Genomic DNA, 644 nt, shown 5'->3' on the forward strand with positions numbered 1-644 from the left:
CCGGGCTTTTGTACGCGGCGTTTGCGCGGCAGGGTCAGCGCCATGGCGATAAAGGTATCGAACAGCCAGACCATGGCGGCGGCCCCCATCAACCAGATGCCCCAGCGATCAATGCCCTTCCATTCCGGCAGGTGCAGGGTGAAGTGCAGCTTGTAAAGGAACGACATCAGGTGCTCCGGGTGCAGGGAGATTTTCCCCCACTCGCGCTTGCCGACAATCTCGCCGGTGACCGGGTCCAGGAAGGCGTGGTCGTAACCCAGTTCATAACGCCGGCCGGTATCCGGGTTCACTTTGGCATCCACCCAGATTTCCGCGTTATGGCCGGGTTCGGCTTCCAGGCCAAAGAAGCTGGCACGCACCCGGGGGTCGGCGTCTTCCACATGGCGCACCAGCTCGAGCATGGGCAGTGGTTCGCCCTGACTCTGGCTTTTAAACAGGTGGGGGTTGAGCCACTCGTCCAGCTCGTGGTCCCAGGAAATCAGTGCCCCGGTCAGACCGGCAATAATCAGGAAAACGGCAATGAAAAGGCCGAACCAGCGATGAAGCAGAACCAGAAATGCGCGCATGGGAAATCCAACCGGGGCTGACAATGCGGCGCAGCCTAGCATAAAAGGGAATCGTTCTCATTACAGAATGTGTTGATC

The 644-nt window shown here is 59.3% G+C and carries 1 protein-coding gene; it reads right to left on the reverse strand.

Annotation, left to right across the window (positions count from 1 at the left end):
* Positions 1-566 (reverse strand): PepSY domain-containing protein (locus tag A3730_RS11050; protein ID WP_197477435.1); only part of this gene is annotated, 566 nt, incomplete at its 3' end.
* Positions 567-644: the final 78 nt, after the last annotated feature.

It is taken from the genome of Alcanivorax sp. HI0044 (genome assembly GCF_001634945.1).